Genomic DNA, 16842 nt, shown 5'->3' on the forward strand with positions numbered 1-16842 from the left:
GCCGCGTTGAAGGGCACGACGATGCTGCTCAGGTCGCACGCGACACCTTCCGCTCCGACAACAGCACGGCAACCAATGCCAGCATGGCTGGAGCCGCCTGCACGAACAGGATCACCGGGCTTGCCGTCACGGCACCGAACACGCCTGCGACGATCACGCATACCAGGAAGAACACCTTCACATCGGTTCGCCCCGCGCGCATGCCCCACAGCAGACCCGCGGCGAGGAAGCCGTTGTAGAGCCCCTGGTTCATCGCCAGCACGGCTGTTGCCGCCGAAATCTGCGGCGTCATGGAAAACAGGCCGCGACCGATCGGATGATCCCAGAGGAACATCTCGAGCACGAGGAATCCAAGGTGCGCAACGGCGACGACAACGCACAGGAGGTTTGCAGCGAGTCGCCTGTCGGCCATGACGCCCCCGTATCGGCATGAATCCATCGTCCGGATCTATACGGGGAATGACGGATAGGCCGTCGCCTTGTCGAGGTCATGGTCCCATTCGGCGCGGCTGGCGGTGAAGATGTTCCCGTCCGGCGTGATGTCGATGGCGGTGTCGAGGCTCCCGGCCGGCACGACCAGCATGCCGGCCCCCGACAACGGCAGCGCCGAACCGCAGGTGGCGCAGAAGCTCCGCGCATGGCGCGTGCCGGGCAACGTGTAGGTCGTGACCATGTCCTCGCCGGAGCGCCAGGCCAGCCTCGCGGTCGACGAGAACAGGTTGGCCCCGTGCGCCGAACCCGTATCCTTGCGGCAGTGCGCGCAATGGCAAAGAAAGAAGCGATCGAAAGTTCCTTCGACCGTGTAGCGGACCGCCCCGCACAAGCATGATCCTGCGAACGTCGTTTCCATCACGTCTCCCTGTCCCGTTTCGGTTTCCGGCAAGGCCCGATGACCCGCGGGGAATGTGCGGCATGCTCGGTCCGGACGAATTGTTGGATGGTGACTGCGAACCTGCAAGTGCACGCCACGCGATGACGCACGCATTCAATCCAGGTACGTCCAGCTGTCCGCCCCGTCGAAGCGCCGGACGACGACGGCGTCCAGCAACACGGGCTCGAAATTCCGCAGGTTCACGCCATGCCGCGCGCCGGGCTCGGGATCGATCGGCTCCCAGTGCGTGACGATGCCGCAGGTCCTGCAGCGGAAATTCCGCAGCGTGCGATCGCCCCAGACGTAACTTTCCGTGTGCTCCGGATGCCCTTCGATGGCGACCGTGCCGAGCGCGTAGTACGCCCAGATGCCGCCCGTGCGCCGGCACAGCGAACAGTTGCAGCTCGTCGCCATGTCGGGGGCCGCGGGCAGCGACAGGCGCACGGCGCCGCAGTGGCAGGCGCCGTGCAGGGAGGATGGGGTTGGATCGGTATGCATGGGGACGTCCTCGATCCGAATCACAGGGCGTCCGCGCCGGGCGAGTCGCGAGATGGCGGCGGCCTGGATGAATGATTGGGCCTGTACCACCTGGTGGACGCCGGCAAGAACATCAGCACAAGCGCCACCAACTGGAAGCTGGCCTGGACAACCAGGATGACCCCGAGCGCCGGTAACGAGACGTGACCGATCGCACCAGGAAAAAGCGACAAGTTGGCCGTCAATAGTGCCGCTACCACCCATCGGGCCCAGTTCATTCGCGAAAGAACGGCTGCAATGACCAGCACGGCGACGCCAAGGACGACGGTAAACGCAAGGCCAGCCAGGACCCCTGTGATCGGCATATCGATGAAGAAGAATTTGGCCTGACCCGTCAGGACAGTACATACGATGCATGCGGCCGCAAGCTTCACCGACGGCGGTCGACGCGGTGTATCGCGTCGTTCGTTGCCGCTTGTTCGTGGTGACGAGTAGGGATTCTCGTGCATGCTGTTCTTACCCCTTGAATCAAGCCGCGCCACGATGCCGGCTTGGCTCGGACGGATTGTCAGTTGTCGGCTCTCGACTTGGCGGCCGCGGCTGCGAGTCGCGTTTTTGCGCGGCGCAATTGCCATACCAGCAATGCAATGCAAAGCCCTGAACCCGCGATGTTGTAGATGTTGATGCCCGTCGCTGTCATGAGCGCCGGGAGAACTGCGAGCACCATTGCAACGCCATAGGAAACATCAGGGTTCTTTCGTAGTCCCGGTATCACCATGCAAAAGATCAGCCAGACTGCAGCAAAAAGTAACGCCAGTGCGAAAGAACCAATGACAAAGCCGATTTGAGCTGCTCCCATGACATCCTCCAGTTCTTGATTGCGACGGTGTGACACCGCAGTTTAGCCGACTCACAGGGGCGCAGCGGATACGCGCCAGCGCAGCGCAGGCGTGTGGCCGATGCCACGACGCGCAGCCGGCTTGAACGAGTTGGCGGGCTTCTCTTCGATGCTTCAGGAGAAGTTCGGCAGGAAACCGCTGAAGCACGCGATGGCTGCCGCGGCATGAGCCGCGGCCAGTGCAGCCGCACCGGTCGCCCACACACCCGGGCGATACAGCGCACAGGCGAGCCCGTATGCGGGGAACTGCGATAGCGCGATGCCGATCAGGGGAGCCGTGATCGTATCGCCTGCCAGCCGCGCGAGCAGCACCGTGTAGGGGAACAAGACCCTGGCGAGAACGTAGTCTCCGTGGCCGGCTCCTGCAGACGCGACAGCCAACAGGAGCGCCGGTAGGGTGATCACGATGCCGCACGCCAGACCGAGCATCACGCGCGAAGATCTCTTCATGGGCCTGCTGCCTTGAGTGAGGCCACACCGCGAAGCGGCGTCGGCTTGACGCATCGTCAATCGTAAGATGCGCCCCACATTTCCTCGTACAGCGCTCGCACCGGTGCTGCAATCTGTGGCCAGGCCCAAGCCTTCTCGGCTGCATCCGATCGCCACAGGAGGTGCTCGGCATAGCCGACATCGATGAAGCACTTGACCTCGTCACCGCCTTGCAGATAGCCGCGGGCCATGTATTCGGTGTGCCTTTTGACCGTCTCGCTGTCGCGACGCGCGATTGCATCATTCGTTTGCTCCGCGAAGGCTTCCAGCCAGTGGTGCGGCAATTCCAGTAGAAGGTCTTCTTCCCAACCGCGCTCCATGAGCCATTGGTCGGTTGCGGCAGCTTCCGTACCGAAGGCCTGTCGAAGTGAGGCTATGAATTGCTTTTCGTGCAAGTACCTATCCATTTCGGCGCACTGCTGACAGATGAGTTGATCCGCACCGTGAAGCGCTGTCGGCCTGGACGAATTGTCAGCCCCCAGAGCCGCGGTCCGAAGCCGAAGCAAGAAGTCCACGGCTCCTTGCGAACTCCACGACCTTGTTGACACTTGGCTCTGCAAACTCAAGATCCCCAGCTTTGGAACGCCAGCTCAAGACCCGGTCAGGCAATTCAAAGTCGATCCGGTGCCGCTTGACACCTCGCATCCAAGTGCATCCAGCATACCCGGCCACAGCCAACGCGCCGACAGGAATGTGCGTCCCTGCTGGAATTGGGCCAAGCAGAACAATGGCGATGATGAACAGGATGAGCACACCCACCAGAAACGGGGCAATCGCAAGTTCTCTGCGGTAGACAATGCGGCGAACGGCAGCAATCGGTACGGGCCCTACAGCAAAGGGTTCAAGCGCCAGCTCTTTTCTCTTGATGAATCGGAGTTGGTTCGACCACACAGTCGCAACCTGATTGACCTGCTTTGCATAGCCTTCAGGGTAGATCAACGTGGCGATAAACTCGCCTTCTTCTTGTTGCTGCATGGCTGCTGTCTGTTTCCCGATGCGGCCTAACGGTCGACATGAGCGGCATGCGACGGATAGCGAAGCCAGCCGTTGCATGTCTGCTCGATGGCGGGGTCATGCGGCAGACAGCGACCCAGCATGACTTCTCTGCTGACCAGTAACGCTCCAGTAGACTGCGGCATGGGCTAACTTTTGATGATCTTGTTATAAGAAAAAGTTCCAGACACACCTTGCCAGTAGAAATAGCCAAACATGATCGCCAGGAAAATGCCGTTTGGTGCGCCCGACTGAGCCATGAGCATGATTTTAGAAGCGATGAAATAGACGAACATGAGGACTGCACATGTTCGACTCTTTTTGTAGATGCCGAACGCGAGACCAAGGATTAATGCGACGTCCATCAGTTGCCATGCGGAAAACCCCATCAATTCCGTACCCGACATGGCAATGAGTGTTATCAGCAGGGTCATACCTGCCGAAATGATGGCGGCAACCCAGGCATTGCGTATTTTCTTGAGTACATCCTCTGGCACCATGTTTTTCTGATCATTGACGGAAGATGCAGGTGCTGCGTATGGATTTTCCATTGCCACGATTTCCCCTGTAGTGGCTAACGCCTGAGTTAAGCCGGCCCATGGCGAGGTGGCCGACGCGTGCCAGCGTAGCGTAGGCACGCAGCCGACGTCTCGACCCGCGGCCGGCTTGAACGGATCGTCATGCCCATTGCCGGTAGCGTACCGCAGTCGTTGAAGCCGCAGAGAGATGACTTCGACGCGATGGCCGGATCGGTCGAGCGTCCACGGCCACAGGCTGTCACGCGATCGCCGATGGACCAGCAAACAAAAACGCCGGCGGTCTCCCGCCGGCGTTTCCGTGTCGCATCGCGATGTCGAACGATCAGTTCAGCGTGCAGGTGCCCGGCTTGGCCGAGGTGAACAGCGCGCTGGTGGCCCATTCCGGATGGTCGATGAACGGGTTGCGGTTGCCCTGGAAGCTGTAGATCACTTCGTTGCGGGCGCGTTCGGCGGCATCCGGCGGATCGGCCTGGTGCCAGGCGATCAGCGTGGACAGCAGGCCCATGTAGGCCGGCGAAGCGGAGGTGATGACGATCTGGCTGCGGGTGTCGGTCAGCTCCAGGTCCGGCTCGTTCTGGCCGGTGGTCGGGTGCGTGCCGCCTTCGTAGCGGATGGCCATGTACATCACCGCGCGGGCCATGTCGCCCTTGCGCTTGTTCCACACTTCGAACGAGCCGCCGTTGCCGTCCGGGCTGATCACCCAGTTGGAGTTGCCCGGGTACACGCCGCTGCCGCCGCCGGAACTGTTGTTCACTTCGGTGGTGCGCTCGCCACAACCCGAGGACTGCGGGCAGTTGGCGTACGGCTTGTTGCCGCGGTCGGCGTTGTAGACCGATTCCGACAGGTACAGCATGTGGGTGTCGGTGTACGGCGAGTGCGGCAGGCCGAGGTTGCCGGTGGAGTTGCTGAAGCCCAGCGAGTTCGGCCAGGTGTGCTCGCGGTTGTAGACCAGGCCGGAGCCGGTGCCGGCGCGGCTGCTCACCTTGGTGAAGCTGTGGTTCAAGTACACGTCGAGGATCTTGCCCGCGTTGTTCGGGTCCTCGTCGGCGATCTCGAGGATCGTCCACGTGTTGGTGGTGCCGCCGCTGTACGAGTACGCGGTATGGCCACGGATGGTCTGGTTGAGCGAGCAGCGCAGCTGCGACGGGCTGCTGGTGTTGACGTGCTGGTAGTAGCCGGTGCCGCCGCCGCCGCCGGAGGCGACGTTGAAGTTCACGACGGTGTTGGCGGCCATGGTCTGGCCGCTGGCGTCGGTGACCTTGCTGCCGACCACGGTGAAGGTGCAGGCCTCGCCGCCGACCAGCGCGGTGTTGGTCGAGATGCTGGCGGTGTTGGAGGCGGAGGTCGGGTAGGTCAGGCCGGTGACCGTGCCCGAGGTGGCGCACGACAGCGTGAACGCGCCGGTGGTGATGGCGACCGGTTCGCTGAAGACGACCGAAAGGTTGCCGGCGGCCGGGAAGTCGGTGGCGCCGGCGACCGGGGTCGTCGAGCTCACGGCCGGGCGCGGGTTCGGGGCGACGAAGGTCTGCCCGGTGTTGCAGGCACCGAAGGTCTGGGTGGCCGGGGCGTTCCAGGTGAAGTTGGAGTACGCGGTGCCGGTGCCGCTGAGGCGCAGCGACTTGCCGGCGGCGTCGGAGCCGGTCTCGGACACGGACAGGTTGAGGCTGGTGCGGCCGGCCGCGGGACCGTCGCTGGCCTTGATCTGGCCTTCGTAGCTCAGGAACTGCACGACCTGGCCGGCGCCGTCGACCAGCGCGATGCCGTCGGCCGGGCCGTTCTGGATGCCGTTGGTGGCGTAGGCGAGGGTGGCGATGCGCACCTGCGCGCCGCAGGTGACCAGGCTGCCGGCCGGCACCGGGTCGTTGTCGTACATCACCGCAGCGGTCGCGGTGGCGCCGTTGTAGAGGTAAATCTTGTAGTTGCTCAGCGTTTCGCCGGCGGTGGCGACGACTTCGATGCGCTCGCCGGTGTCGCCGGAAGCGGTGGAATCGTCGTAGTGGAATTCGTTGATGAAGACTTCGGCATGGGCGGCGCCGGTGGCGAGCAGCAGAGCGCACGCGAGCGGCGACATCGTGGACAACACACGCGACATAGACAGATCTCTCGGTTGGATGGATGGAACAGGCACGTCCCGGGCGTGTTCCGGCGGAGGCCGTCGATCCATGGCCACCGGCTTTGCATCCGCGCGGCTCCCCAAAGCCCGACGCGGCCCGCCGGCGCACGGGAGCGTAGACGGGGATGGGCAATCTAGCCGACACGTGTGACAGGTGCCAGCGGTCGCCCGCGGACCCGCCCCTCCCGGCCGACGGGCGGCGGGCTGCTAGCCTGTGCGGATCATGTCGACGCCGTCCCCTGCCTTCCCCATCGCCGCGCTGCTGCCAGCGATCCGCGAGACCCTTTCCGCCGGCACCCGGCTGGTGCTGGAAGCCCCGCCGGGCGCCGGCAAGACCACCCAGGTGCCGCTGGCGCTGCTGGACGCCGGCTGGCTGGCGGGGCGGAAGATCGTGATGCTGGAGCCCCGCCGCGTGGCCGCCCGCGCGGCCGCCGGGTTCATGGCGAAGCAGCTGGGCGAAGCGGTGGGCGAGACCGTGGGCTACCGCATCCGCTTCGAGAGCAAGGTCTCGGCGAGGACCCGGGTAGAGGTCGTCACCGAAGGCATCCTCACCCGGATGCTGCAGGACGATCCGATGCTCGAAGGCATCGGCGCGCTGCTGTTCGACGAATTCCACGAGCGTCACCTGGCCGGCGACCTCGGTCTAGCGCTGGCGCTGGACGTGCAGGCCGGCCTGCGCGATGACCTGCGCCTGGTGGTGATGTCGGCGACGCTGGACGGCGAGCGGCTGGCGCGGGATCTGGACGCCCCGCGGCTGAGCAGCGCCGGCCGCAGCTTCCCGGTCACGATCGCCCACTTCCCCGCGCGCCGCGACGAGGCGCCGGAGCACCAGACCCGGCGTGCAGTCGAGCACGCGCTGGCCGCGCATCCCGGCGACGTGCTGGTGTTCCTGCCCGGACAGCGCGAGATCGGCCGCGTGCAGGCGCTGCTGGCCGACGCGCCGGGCATGGCCGATGTCGAAGTCCTGACCCTCCACGGCGAACTGCCGGTGGAACAGCAGTCGCGCGTGCTGCAGCCCGCGCCCGACGGCCGCCGCCGCGTGGTGCTGGCGACCAACGTCGCCGAATCCAGCGTCACCCTGCCCGGCGTGCGCACGGTGATCGACAGCGGCCTCGCCCGCGAGCCGCGCTACGACCCGAACAGCGGCTTCTCGCGGCTGGACGTGGTGACGATCGCGCAGGCGTCCGCCGACCAGCGTGCCGGCCGCGCCGGGCGCGTCGCCGAGGGCTGGGCGTATCGCCTCTGGCCGGAATCGCAGCGGCTGGAACCGCAGCGCCGGCCGGAGATCGCGCAGGTCGAGCTGGCCTCGCTGGCGCTGGAACTCGCCGCGTGGGGCAGCGACGCGCTACGGTTCGTCGACGCTCCGCCGCCGGGCGCGCTCGCCGCCGCGCGCGACCTGCTGCAGCGCCTCGGCGCGCTGGACACGGGCGGCGGCATCACCGCGTTCGGCCGGCGGATGCTCGCGCTCGGCACGCATCCGCGGCTCGCGGCGATGCTGCTAGCCGCGCCGACGCCGCGCGACACCGCGCTGGCCTGCGACCTCGCCGCACTCGTCGAAGCCCGCGATCCCCTGCGCGCGATGCCCGGCGGCGGACGCAGCGATGCGCTCGCCGCGCGCTGGCAGGCGCTGGCGGCGTTCCGGCGCGGACGCACGCCAGCGGAAGCGTCGCGCTCGGGGTTGCAGGCGATCGACGCGGCCGCGGCGCAGTGGCGCCGCCGCCTGCGCTGCGACGCGCGCGCACCCGACGACGTGCCGGCGCACGCGCTCGGCGATCTGCTCGCCCACGCCTTCCCCGATCGCATCGCCTACCGCCACGGCAGCGACCGTCGCCGCTACCAGCTGGCGAACGGGCGCATGGCCTCGCTGTTCGACGACAGCGCACTGATCGGCGAACCGTGGCTGGTGGCGAGCGAACTGCGCCACGCGCGCGGCGACGCGCTGCTGCTGCGCGCGGCACCGGTCGACGAACGCCGGCTGCGCGCCGACTTCGCGGCGCATTTCTCCGATCGCGACGAAGTGCGCTGGGATGCCGACCGCCGCGCACTCGTCGCCGAACGCGTGCAGCGCTTCGACGGCATCGTGCTGGACGCGCGACCGGCGGGGAAGGTCGATCCCGCGCGGGCCGCGCAGGCGCTGACCGACGCCGTGCGCACGCTCGGCCTCAATGCACTGCCGTGGCGCGAGTCGCTGGTGCACTGGCGCGCGCGCATCCGCTGCCTGCGCGCGTGGATGCCCGACCTCGCGCTGCCCGATTTGTCCGACGAAGCGTTGCTCGCGACGCTCGACACCTGGCTGAAGCCCGCGTTCGCCGGCAAGACGCGACTTGACGCGCTCGCGGAGGACGAGCTCGCCGAAGCGCTGAAGTCGGGCCTCGACTGGTCGACGCGGCAGCGCATCGACGCGCTCGCGCCGCTGCGCATCACCGTGCCGTCGGGCATGGAGCGCGGCATCACCTACGCCTACGACGCCGAGACCGACGCGCCGCAGCCGCCGGTGCTGGCGGTGAAGCTGCAGGAACTGTTCGGCCTGGCCGACACTCCGCGCATCGCCGACGGCCGCGTGCCGCTCACGCTGCACCTGCTGTCGCCCGCGGGCCGGCCGCTGCAGGTCACGCAGGACCTGCACGGCTTCTGGGAACGCACGTACCCGGAAGTGAAGAAGGAAATGAAGGGGCGCTATCCGAAGCATCCGTGGCCCGACGATCCGTGGTCGGCGACGGCCACGCATCGGGCGAAGCCGCGGGGGACGTGATCCCGCGGCAGGTCCATCAACGGTTTTCGTCAGCGCGTGATCGCTTGACGATGTGATTGCGAGTGATTGGCGTAGGTCGCCCAGGTCGGCTGATAGTCATCGGCCTGATTGCCCCACGTCGCCCAACCTTTTCGCGGACCTCGCGCGAAGAGCTCCAAAAAAGGTCCCGGGCTGCAGGCTTCGATCAGCTCGTATTGCTCGTCCGGTTTCCTCGAATGCTCACGCTTCATCGTCTTGATGATGTTCACCTGACGACGACCTTGCGCCAGCGTCCGCGCGTTCTTTCCACGGGTCCCGAATAGGATGATTTCGGTCGTATTCCGGAAATAGAAGCCGACACCACGACCGTCCGGACCACCATCCTTCCGGATTTTGTGCCAGATCAAGTTCGCCTTGTACGTGAATCCCCAAGCCGACATCACTTCGAGCCCTTCCGGCAGGAGCGCATTCGGCACCCAAAGGTAAAGATGTGCGGTGTCCTCGCACACTTTCGATACCGGCAAGGCGCAAATATCCTTCAACTGCATCGTGCCGTATCGGTTCAACCTTTTGTGCTCCGGCGCGACTTTTCCGGTACGGTTCTGGAATTGCCAGGGCGGGTCGGCAAGAATTGTCGAAAAACGACGCGCCCCGACGCGCTTGAGAAGATCTTCGGATGCGCTTTTCATTCTTGCCAGTCTTCGATGAGGGCGGGAGTGATTCCAAGGACCAGTACAGGGCAACCGCCGTTTCTGCCCGCTTTCAGACGATAAAGCAACTTCCCCATCCATGTGGTGCTTGCACCGTATTTCTTCATGATGCCGAGCTTCTTGAACACCTCATTCATGCTTTCGCTTCGCGTCAGAAGCACTGCGGCACTGATCACACCGGCCTCATGGAATGCGCGAAACGCATACAGATCCCGGTCGAAAGTTTGGTCCTTGCTATTCCATTCGAGGTCGAATGCAACACGATCCTTGACAAAATCGATCTTGTGCCCGTCCAGAAAATCCTTGATTTCCTGCTCTGTCTTGATCAGGCCATCATCCGAATGTGTTTCAATCCTGACCGTGAGGTCACCGCGAATTCTCGTCTCGAACCATCCGCCGTGGCGCAACAACGATGCCACTTTCTTGGGAATCTGGGATTCGTTTCCACCTGGCGACAGGAGGTCTTCACGAGTGATCCGGAACGCAGTCAAGGCACGACATAGTTCTTCGTATTCCTGAGCGCATGAACTGCTCAACACTTCAGCCGCATGCTTGAAATTGTGCACCTCGTAGAGCGCATGAAGCGCTTCCGGAATTGGTGCAAACGGGTAGGACGTCGTCATGCGTGCAGTGTACCCATATGCCCCGCGAATCGCGACGCGGAGACTGGCATCCTACAATCTCAAATCCTGCGCCACGCCCCCGGCCGCAGTCCCTCCAGCGTGTGGCCGCCGATGGCCACGCGCACGAGGCGCAGCGTGGGCAGGCCGACCGCCGCCGTCATGCGCCGCACCTGCCGGTTGCGGCCTTCGCGCAGTTCCAGCTCCAGCCATGCGTCGGGCACGGTCTTGCGGAAGCGCACCGGCGGATCGCGCGGCCACAGGTCGGGCATCGCCGTCGCGATGTCGATCCGTTGCACCGGCACCGGACGCGTGGGGCCGTCGTTGAGCACCACGCCGCGGCGCAGCGCGTCGAGCTGCTCCGGCTGCGGATCGCCTTCCACCTGCACGCGGTAGCGCTTCGGCGCCTTGTGCCGCGGGTCGGTCAGGCGATGGGCGAGGGCACCGTCGTCGGTCAGCAGCAGCAGGCCTTCGCTGTCGTGGTCGAGCCGGCCCGCCGGATACACGCCCGCCGGCAGGCCGAACTCCGCCAGCGTCGGCCGCGGCGGCACGCTGCGGTCGGTGAACTGGCACAGCACGCCGTACGGCTTGTTGAACGCGATCAGCATCCGCGCACGCCGCCGGCCACGGCCGGGCCTATGCTGTCGCCGGCTCCCCACACGACCAACGCCATGAACCACCTCGATCCGTCCGCACTCGCCCCGCGCTGGCTCGGCAAGGCCTGGGAACACGCCTCCGAGGCCGAACGCGCCGTGCTCTCGCAGCTGCTGCGTCGCGAACGCACCGCCCGCCCGCCGTCGGCGACCGACGACGACCGCACCTTCGGCGAACGCGTCGCCGATGGCGTGGCGCGGCTGGGCGGCTCGTGGACCTTCATCGGGCTGTTCCTCGTGTTCCTCGGCGCATGGGTGACGGCGAACGTGTGGCTGCTGCGCGCGCACCCGTTCGATCCGTACCCCTTCATTTTCCTCAACCTGCTGCTGTCGATGCTGGCCGCGCTGCAGGCGCCGGTGATCATGATGAGCCAGAACCGGCACGCCGAACGCGACCGCGAGGCCGCCGAGCACGACTACGCCGTCAACCTCAAGGCCGAGCTGGAAATCATGGCGCTGCACGACAAGCTGGACCAGCTGCGCGTGGAGCAGCTGGAGAAGATCCTCGCCGCGCAGGGCGAGCAGATCGCGCTGCTGCAGCGGCTGCTGGCGGCGCGGGACTGACGCGCCACGGATTCACCGGAGTCTTCCGCTTCGAGCGGCCGGCAAGCGAGGAGGCTCGGCGCCCGCGATTCAGCGCCACCGGGCGCGGACGCGGTCCGGATGGCCGGGCACTTCATTTCATCCCTTGGGCGGCTTCACGAACCGCAGCGTCATCCGGTCGCTCTCGCCGATGGCGCGATACATCGCGTCGTCCTCGGCGTCGTGGCGATTGGTCGGCGGCAGCGTCCACACGCCGTTCGGATGGCGGGTGTCGTCCTTCGGATTGGCGTTGACCTCGCTGCGCGCATCGAGCACGAAGCCGGCCTTCGTCGCGTAGTCGATCACCAGCTGCTCGGTGAGGTAGCCCGAGGACTTCATCGTCTCCAGGTCGGTGCCCGGCTTCGCGCGATGGTCGACCACGCCCAGCGTGCCGCCCGGCTTCAGCGCGGCGAAGAACGCATCGAAATACGCCTGCGCGGTGCCGGCGGCGACCCAGTTGTGCACGTTGCGGAACGTCAGCACCGTGTCGACGCTGCCCGGCGCGCCGAACACCGGCTGCTTCGGATCGAACAGCGCGTACGCGACCTTGTCGAACTGCGCCGGATGCACGGCCAGCCGCGTCTTCAGCGCGTCGAGCCCCTGCTGCTGGTAGTCGCGACCACGGCCTTCGGGCAGCGCCGCGGGATCGACCATCGCGGCGGTGTAGCTGCCTTTCTCGCGCAGATACGGCCCGAGGATCTCGCTGTACCAGCCACCGCCGCCGGGCGTGATCTCGACCACATGCTGCGTCGGCGCGATGCCGAAGAAGCGCAAGGTCTCGGCTGGATGGCGGTACACGTCGCGCGCGCTGTTCTTCGGATCACGCCAGTCGCCGCCGATCGCCGTGGCCAGCGCGGCGGCCTCGGACGCCCGCTCCGCGGCCGGCGCGGGCGACGGCGCTGCGGCAAGGACGGCCGTGCCGACGGCAGCGGCAAGGGCCAGGACGGCGGCGAAGGAAGCGTTGCGGGACATGGCGGACTCGTCGACGGCGGAGGCGGGACCGGGATTGTGGCGGCCCCGGCACAGGGTCGCCAGTGCGCGTCGAACCTGACTGTGTGACAACGGTGACAGTCGGCTGTAACGCATTGAAACAAATCCGGGGCAAAATATGTTGCGTTGCAGCATGAGGCTGCGACGCCGCAGTACCGCAGATGTCCGGTCACCACCGCATCCAGGGAACCCCGGGCGAATCCCGCCCATACCATCATCAGGAAGATCGACCATGTTCCGTTGCACCTGGCTTCACGCCCCCCGCGAGCCCGCGCTCGCCTCCCGCCTCTACCGGCGCACTTACGGCCGCACCTACGGCCGCCGTCCCTGCGAGGCCGACCAGCCCCGCACGCTGCCGGAGACCCTGTCCCTGACCGAAGCCCCGTCGATGACGGCGTCGCCGGTCGTGGAGACCCTGATCGGCAACGCCGGCGACAGCGCCGCCGCAAGCGCGGCGGCGCACATCGGCCGCGCCGCCTGACCCCCGCCGCTCACGCGGCGGGGTTTTCCGTTTTCGTTTCTTCCAACGACGTTCCCAGCAACGCCGACGCCGGATACGGCGGCACGTCGAAGTGCTCGCCGGCGGCGAGGCGTGCCTGCACGTCGCGCCACCACGCCGGATCGAAGATCTCGCCGTGCACCGCGCGCAAGGTCGCGCGCAGCGTGGCCGGCAGCCCCAGGAACTGCGGGAACAGTTCCGGGAACACGTCGTCCGCCGCCGCATACAGCCATTCGTCGAGCGGGCGCGTCTCGTCCTCCTCGCGCATTGCCGGCACCGCGCGGAAGCGGCACTGCTCGACCAGGCACAGTTCGTCGTAGTCGTAGAACAGCACTCGTCCGTGCCGGGTGACGCCGAAATTCTTCAGCAGCAGATCGCCCGGAAACAGGTTGCTGCGCGCCAGATCCTTGATCGCCTGTCCGTAGTCCAGCACCGCCGCCTCGGCCGCGCGCATGGATGACTCGCGCGCGTACACGTCCAGCGGACGCACGCGACGCTCCACGTAGCAGTGGCCGATCACCACGTCGTCGCCGTCCAGCCGCACCGTCTGCGCGCATTCGCGCAGCAACTCGTCCAGCACCGGTTGCGCGAACTGCCGCTTCGGGAAGCGCAGCCGCCGGAATTCCTGCGCGTCGACCAGCCGACCGATGCGGTCGCGCCGGAACACCAGCCGGTATTTGTCCTCGACGTCCTTGCGCGCCAGATCCTTCGGATACGCGAAGCGGTCGCGGATCAGCTTGAACACCACCGGATAGTCGCGCGGCGTGAACACCGCCATCACCATGCCGCGCTCGCCGTCGGCATGCACCAGCGTTTCGTCCGGATGCTCGGCGAGATGCCGGAACACCTGCCGGTAGCGCTCGGTCTTGCCCTGCTTGATCCGGCCGAGCACGGTGAACAGTTCGTCCAGCGGCTTGCGCGGCAGCAGCCGGTGCAGGAACGCGACAACGTCGCCGACGCGCGCGAGGTCGGCATGGAAATGGCTGCGCGAGAAGCCGAACAGGATCGAGATGTCCTCGGCATCGGTGAGCACCGCGTCCGCACGCACGCCGGCCGGCGTGCTGACCAGCGCGACCACCACGGGATAGTCAGCGCCCGATGCGCCATGCGCGGCGCCGACGAGGTACGCGCGGCGTTCGCGGAAGAACGGCGTCTTCAGCAGCGACACGCCGACCACGCCGCGCTTGCGGAACGCGTCGGCGACGGCGTTCGCGCTGGCGTCGAGATCGGCCCAGCCGTTGGCCCAGCCGAGCGCGAGGAAGATCGCGCGCCATGTCGCCGCCGCGTCCGCGCCCTCCGCACCGAAGCCGTGGTGTGCGAGTTCGCCGGGGCAGGCGGAATCGCCGGTCGGGACGATGTCGAGCGCCTGGAATTCCAGGTCCGGCGCGACGCCGTCGATGCGGAAGAAGCGCCGCACCAGCGAGTTGTGGAAGGTCTTGTACAGCTCGCGATCCGGCAGCGCGACGATGCGCTCGGCGTACGCGGGCAGGATCGCGCGCCACAGCGGTCGCGAGCGCACGCGTTCCTCCAGCAATGCCTCCAGGCGGGCGAGGGTGTCGTTGATGCAGACGTCGTACAGATCGATGCGCGCGGCGGCGTCGACCTGCGCATGCTTCCAGTCGCGGCGCTCGAACCGGCGACGCGTACGGCGGGTGAGATCGGAGAACCGCGCGTTGTAATCCTCGAAGCCGCGGGCGACCAGCGCGGCGGCCTCGCGGGCGGTGTCACGGGGGGCGGCGGAAGCGCTGGACATGCCCGCAGTGTACGCCCGCGCGGGCATCGCCATCGCAGTCCGTGAGACCACCCCGCCGTATCATTTCCCACGTGGCGGGAATGCACGAAACCTCTTGAAAACAAGGGTCTTTCGATCTCCCGTCGCAGTCCGCGAGACACCCTCGCGCGACACTGTCCGCCCGGTCCGCAAGGAGGCGCAGACGACAGGGGAAGTCCGCGACGCAGCCGCCGGCGCGCACGGACGGTGATCCCCCGGCACAGGGACGTGCCGCCGGGCCCCGCACGCCAGGTGCGGGGGCCGCACTGCTTCACGAAGTGCCTCAACCGGCGCTTCAACCGGCGCTTCAACCGGCGCTTCGCCGATTGCTTCACCAAGTGCTTCAGCCAGGCCGCAACGCCGCCCGTCCCGCGGGCGGCGCGGCGTGCCTCCGCTTGCCGCCTGCCGATGACCGCGCCTGCACCGCGGCCAGCGGCGGCGCTTTCCCCCGATGTTCCACACAGGAGATGCCATGCAGTTGTTCAGGACCGAAATGCTGTTCCTTCATCCGCCGCAGCCGGTCGCGCCGCGTGCGCGCTACGGCCGCCGTCGCGGCACCGCGCCGCGCTACGGCCATGCGCGCGTGCGCGCACCCGAAACGCCGTCCGTGCCGGTGCCGCCCGCGGCGACGCCGGACCGGGATCTCGATCCGGACCTTGATCTGGAGCGTGCCGCATGACCGGGCGGCGCGTGCGCGTCGATCGCCCGGAACGCGAAACGCCCGGCCAGGCCGGGCGTTTCGTCGTGGGCGGATCGATGCGACGCGCGGTGCGCGACCGGATCAGTTGCCCGGCTTGAACCCGATGGTGCGGGTGATGGTCACCGGGTTGGCGATCGGCTGGAAGCGCCAGCGCTTGACCGCCGCCACCGCTTCGCGATCGAACACGCGCGGCGGATTGCCGCGCACCACGCGGGCGCTGCTGACCGAGCCGTCGGTGGCGACGGTGAACTCGACCACCACGTCGCCGGACTGGTTGGCTCGCAGCGCTTCGGCCGGGTACTTCGGCGCCGGGGCGCTGATCGGACGCAGGTCCTTCGCGGTCGCGACGGCCGGCGTCGACGTCTGGCGCTGCGCTTCGGCCTGGCGCTGTGCCTCGGCCTGGCGTGCGGCTTCGGCCTGACGCTGGGCATCGGCCTGGCGCTGCGCATCGGCTGCACGCGCGGCGTCCGCCTGGCGCGCCGCCTCGGCCTGCTGCGACTGCTGCTGGGCCAGCTTCTGCGCCGCTTCGCGCTGCGCCTTCTCCTGGTCCTGCTTGCGCTGTTCCTCCAGCTTGGCCAGCCGCTCCTTCTCGGCTTCGGCGTCGAGCTGCTGCTTCTGCTGGCGATCGGCGAAGCTGGTCTGGGCCTCGGTCAGCGACTGCTTCAGGCGCGGGAGCGCAGGCGCGGCCTTGTCGGTCTTTTCCATCAGCGCCAGCAGGCGCTGCGCTTCGGCGAAATCGTCGCGGCCGATGCTCTGCTCGGTGGCGATCACCGCGTAGGGCATCAGGTCGGTCAGCGCGCTCGACACCGCGGCGTCGTTCGGCTGCTTGTCGCGCAAGGCGAGGTAGTACTCCATCGCGTTGTTGCCGGCCGGGGCGTACATGCGCTGTTCGGCCTGGGCGGCGCTGGCGGCGGTACGCAGCTGGTCGACGCTCATCGCGGCGATCTGGGCGGACACGGCCGGGGCCGGCGCGGTGGTCGCGGCGGCATCGGTCGGCGTGGTCCCCGTGGCGGTCGCGGGATCGGTCGACGCCGAATCCTTGCCGCCGCAGGCGGCGAGGGCGACGGTCAACGCGAGCGATAGTGCGGCGAAACGGAATCCGGAGCGACGGGTGACGTCGACGGGCGAATGGGCGATGGACATCGCGATGGGCTCCCCTGAAGGCTGGAACGGCGGAATTTCAAGAAAATTCAAGCACATCCTGTG

The 16842-nt window shown here is 67.0% G+C and carries 20 protein-coding genes; 4 read left to right on the plus strand and 16 right to left on the minus strand.

Translation table 11 applies throughout. The features are described from left to right. Positions 1-28 precede the first annotated feature (28 nt). From ACT53Q_RS03140 to ACT53Q_RS03185, 10 genes are all read right to left on the minus strand, one after another. Complete coding sequence (locus tag ACT53Q_RS03140; RefSeq protein ID WP_476185204.1) at positions 29-412, minus strand: DUF1304 domain-containing protein; 384 nt, start codon at positions 410-412, stop codon at positions 29-31. A gap of 36 nt (positions 413-448) precedes the next feature. Next, on the minus strand, positions 449-850 hold the full coding sequence (locus ACT53Q_RS03145; protein WP_476185205.1) for a GFA family protein: 402 nt from the start codon (positions 848-850) through the stop codon (positions 449-451). Between the two features lie 135 nt (positions 851-985). Further along, positions 986-1369: a GFA family protein gene (locus ACT53Q_RS03150; protein ID WP_476185206.1), complete on the minus strand. Its 384-nt coding sequence runs from the start codon at positions 1367-1369 to the stop codon at positions 986-988. Between the two features lie 20 nt (positions 1370-1389). Continuing rightward, entirely contained in the window at positions 1390-1857 is a 468-nt protein-coding gene (locus ACT53Q_RS03155) for a hypothetical protein (RefSeq protein WP_476185207.1), read from the minus strand. A gap of 59 nt (positions 1858-1916) precedes the next feature. Further along, positions 1917-2243, minus strand: coding sequence for a hypothetical protein (locus ACT53Q_RS03160; RefSeq protein ID WP_476185208.1), 327 nt, complete (start codon positions 2241-2243; stop codon positions 1917-1919). Between the two features lie 117 nt (positions 2244-2360). Further along, positions 2361-2750 (minus strand): hypothetical protein, encoded by a 390-nt coding sequence (locus ACT53Q_RS03165; protein ID WP_476185209.1) that lies wholly within the window; start codon positions 2748-2750, stop codon positions 2361-2363. A 2-nt stretch (positions 2751-2752) separates the two neighbouring features. After that, positions 2753-3130, minus strand: coding sequence for a DUF7674 family protein (locus ACT53Q_RS03170; protein WP_476185210.1), 378 nt, complete (start codon positions 3128-3130; stop codon positions 2753-2755). A gap of 76 nt (positions 3131-3206) precedes the next feature. After that, entirely contained in the window at positions 3207-3710 is a 504-nt protein-coding gene (locus ACT53Q_RS03175; protein WP_476185211.1) for a hypothetical protein, read from the minus strand. A gap of 167 nt (positions 3711-3877) precedes the next feature. Continuing rightward, positions 3878-4531 carry a hypothetical protein gene (locus tag ACT53Q_RS03180; protein WP_476185212.1) on the minus strand — a complete coding sequence of 218 codons (654 nt, stop codon included), beginning with the start codon at positions 4529-4531 and terminating at the stop codon, positions 3878-3880. A 58-nt stretch (positions 4532-4589) separates the two neighbouring features. Continuing rightward, positions 4590-6359, minus strand: a complete 1770-nt coding sequence (locus ACT53Q_RS03185; RefSeq protein WP_476185213.1) for an endonuclease — start codon at positions 6357-6359, stop codon at positions 4590-4592. Positions 6360-6603: 244 nt separating this feature from the next. On the opposite strand from ACT53Q_RS03185, the gene hrpB reads away from it, so the two are divergent. Further along, entirely contained in the window at positions 6604-9132 is a 2529-nt protein-coding gene (gene hrpB / locus ACT53Q_RS03190; RefSeq protein ID WP_476185214.1) for an ATP-dependent helicase HrpB, read from the plus strand. A gap of 29 nt (positions 9133-9161) precedes the next feature. Here the strand turns inward: hrpB and ACT53Q_RS03195 are convergent, their stop codons facing one another. From ACT53Q_RS03195 to ACT53Q_RS03205, 3 genes are read right to left on the minus strand one after another with little or no spacing between them, the layout of a single operon-like run. After that, positions 9162-9800 (minus strand): MT-A70 family methyltransferase, encoded by a 639-nt coding sequence (locus tag ACT53Q_RS03195; protein WP_476185215.1) that lies wholly within the window; start codon positions 9798-9800, stop codon positions 9162-9164. Further along, positions 9797-10444 carry a BglII/BstYI family type II restriction endonuclease gene (locus tag ACT53Q_RS03200; protein WP_476185216.1) on the minus strand — a complete coding sequence of 216 codons (648 nt, stop codon included), beginning with the start codon at positions 10442-10444 and terminating at the stop codon, positions 9797-9799. The genes ACT53Q_RS03195 and ACT53Q_RS03200 overlap by 4 nt, the downstream gene beginning before the upstream one ends. A gap of 59 nt (positions 10445-10503) precedes the next feature. Next, positions 10504-11049 carry a pseudouridine synthase gene (locus ACT53Q_RS03205; protein WP_476185217.1) on the minus strand — a complete coding sequence of 182 codons (546 nt, stop codon included), beginning with the start codon at positions 11047-11049 and terminating at the stop codon, positions 10504-10506. 63 nt (positions 11050-11112) lie between these two features. Here ACT53Q_RS03205 and ACT53Q_RS03210 point away from each other — a divergent pair, with 63 nt between their 5' ends. Next, the gene (locus tag ACT53Q_RS03210; RefSeq protein ID WP_476185218.1) at positions 11113-11658 is read left to right on the plus strand and encodes a DUF1003 domain-containing protein; all 546 of its coding nucleotides are present in this window, start codon (positions 11113-11115) and stop codon (positions 11656-11658) included. A 117-nt stretch (positions 11659-11775) separates the two neighbouring features. On the opposite strand, the gene ACT53Q_RS03215 is transcribed toward ACT53Q_RS03210, so the two are convergent. After that, on the minus strand, positions 11776-12648 hold the full coding sequence (locus ACT53Q_RS03215) for a class I SAM-dependent methyltransferase (protein WP_476185219.1): 873 nt from the start codon (positions 12646-12648) through the stop codon (positions 11776-11778). A gap of 250 nt (positions 12649-12898) precedes the next feature. Between ACT53Q_RS03215 and ACT53Q_RS03220 the strand changes: the two genes are divergently transcribed. After that, on the plus strand, positions 12899-13147 hold the full coding sequence (locus ACT53Q_RS03220; RefSeq protein WP_476185220.1) for a hypothetical protein: 249 nt from the start codon (positions 12899-12901) through the stop codon (positions 13145-13147). Positions 13148-13157: 10 nt separating this feature from the next. Here ACT53Q_RS03220 and aceK read toward each other — a convergent pair whose 3' ends face one another. Beyond that, positions 13158-14918, minus strand: coding sequence for a bifunctional isocitrate dehydrogenase kinase/phosphatase (gene aceK / locus ACT53Q_RS03225; RefSeq protein WP_476185221.1), 1761 nt, complete (start codon positions 14916-14918; stop codon positions 13158-13160). A 490-nt stretch (positions 14919-15408) separates the two neighbouring features. Between aceK and ACT53Q_RS03230 the strand changes: the two genes are divergently transcribed. Next, positions 15409-15615: a hypothetical protein gene (locus ACT53Q_RS03230; protein WP_476185222.1), complete on the plus strand. Its 207-nt coding sequence runs from the start codon at positions 15409-15411 to the stop codon at positions 15613-15615. Between the two features lie 102 nt (positions 15616-15717). Here the strand turns inward: ACT53Q_RS03230 and ACT53Q_RS03235 are convergent, their stop codons facing one another. Further along, entirely contained in the window at positions 15718-16779 is a 1062-nt protein-coding gene (locus ACT53Q_RS03235; RefSeq protein WP_476185223.1) for an energy transducer TonB, read from the minus strand. Positions 16780-16842 lie beyond the last annotated feature (63 nt).

Source organism: Lysobacter sp. DMC97 (assembly GCF_056313745.1).

What these genes read in the sequence shown, in the direction of transcription:
- ACT53Q_RS03140 (WP_476185204.1), bottom strand. Translation starts at nt 412, where the DNA reads ATGGCCGACAGGCGACTCGCTGCAAACCTCCTGTGCGTTGTCGTCGCC.
- ACT53Q_RS03145 (WP_476185205.1), bottom strand. Translation starts at nt 850, where the DNA reads ATGGAAACGACGTTCGCAGGATCATGCTTGTGCGGGGCGGTCCGCTAC.
- ACT53Q_RS03150 (WP_476185206.1), bottom strand. Translation starts at nt 1,369, where the DNA reads ATGCATACCGATCCAACCCCATCCTCCCTGCACGGCGCCTGCCACTGC.
- ACT53Q_RS03155 (WP_476185207.1), bottom strand. Translation starts at nt 1,857, where the DNA reads ATGCACGAGAATCCCTACTCGTCACCACGAACAAGCGGCAACGAACGA.
- ACT53Q_RS03165 (WP_476185209.1), bottom strand. Translation starts at nt 2,750, where the DNA reads ATGCGTCAAGCCGACGCCGCTTCGCGGTGTGGCCTCACTCAAGGCAGC.
- ACT53Q_RS03175 (WP_476185211.1), bottom strand. Translation starts at nt 3,710, where the DNA reads ATGCAGCAACAAGAAGAAGGCGAGTTTATCGCCACGTTGATCTACCCT.
- ACT53Q_RS03185 (WP_476185213.1), bottom strand. Translation starts at nt 6,359, where the DNA reads ATGTCGCGTGTGTTGTCCACGATGTCGCCGCTCGCGTGCGCTCTGCTG.
- hrpB (WP_476185214.1), top strand. Translation starts at nt 6,604, where the DNA reads ATGTCGACGCCGTCCCCTGCCTTCCCCATCGCCGCGCTGCTGCCAGCG.
- ACT53Q_RS03195 (WP_476185215.1), bottom strand. Translation starts at nt 9,800, where the DNA reads ATGAAAAGCGCATCCGAAGATCTTCTCAAGCGCGTCGGGGCGCGTCGT.
- ACT53Q_RS03200 (WP_476185216.1), bottom strand. Translation starts at nt 10,444, where the DNA reads ATGACGACGTCCTACCCGTTTGCACCAATTCCGGAAGCGCTTCATGCG.
- ACT53Q_RS03205 (WP_476185217.1), bottom strand. Translation starts at nt 11,049, where the DNA reads ATGCTGATCGCGTTCAACAAGCCGTACGGCGTGCTGTGCCAGTTCACC.
- ACT53Q_RS03210 (WP_476185218.1), top strand. Translation starts at nt 11,113, where the DNA reads ATGAACCACCTCGATCCGTCCGCACTCGCCCCGCGCTGGCTCGGCAAG.
- ACT53Q_RS03215 (WP_476185219.1), bottom strand. Translation starts at nt 12,648, where the DNA reads ATGTCCCGCAACGCTTCCTTCGCCGCCGTCCTGGCCCTTGCCGCTGCC.
- ACT53Q_RS03220 (WP_476185220.1), top strand. Translation starts at nt 12,899, where the DNA reads ATGTTCCGTTGCACCTGGCTTCACGCCCCCCGCGAGCCCGCGCTCGCC.
- aceK (WP_476185221.1), bottom strand. Translation starts at nt 14,918, where the DNA reads ATGTCCAGCGCTTCCGCCGCCCCCCGTGACACCGCCCGCGAGGCCGCC.
- ACT53Q_RS03230 (WP_476185222.1), top strand. Translation starts at nt 15,409, where the DNA reads ATGCAGTTGTTCAGGACCGAAATGCTGTTCCTTCATCCGCCGCAGCCG.
- ACT53Q_RS03235 (WP_476185223.1), bottom strand. Translation starts at nt 16,779, where the DNA reads ATGTCCATCGCCCATTCGCCCGTCGACGTCACCCGTCGCTCCGGATTC.